Below are 296 nucleotides of genomic sequence, written 5' to 3' on the forward strand. Positions count from 1 at the left end.
GGTGGCTGCGGCCCATGGCGTCGGTGACGACCGGGAACTCGTAGCCCTTGCGATCCTTCAGCACATGGGGGCTCTTGCGACGCGGGCATTCGGCGCAGTTCTCGTCGCACGGGCCCTGGCTCGTGAGCATGCAGTGCTCGGTGACCATGAGCTCCTGGGCGCCGATGAGCAGCACGCCCAGTTCCACCGGGGCATCTTTGGCTACCGCTTCAATTTGGCGCAGGGTGAGCTCCGGCGAGAGCGACACGCGATTGGCGCCGAACTCGCGGGCGACGGCCAGGGAGAGCCCGTTGGTG

The 296-nt window shown here is 67.6% G+C and carries 1 protein-coding gene; it reads right to left on the reverse strand.

Annotated elements, in window-relative coordinates:
- Positions 1–296, reverse strand: a 296-nt coding sequence (locus NE591_RS14800) for a U32 family peptidase (protein ID WP_256157051.1), incomplete at both ends; no start/stop codon positions are given.

The sequence above is a fragment of the Adlercreutzia sp. DFI.6.23 genome, assembly GCF_024462535.1.
In the GTDB taxonomy this organism is placed as follows: Bacteria; Actinomycetota; Coriobacteriia; order Coriobacteriales; family Eggerthellaceae; genus Adlercreutzia; species Adlercreutzia rubneri.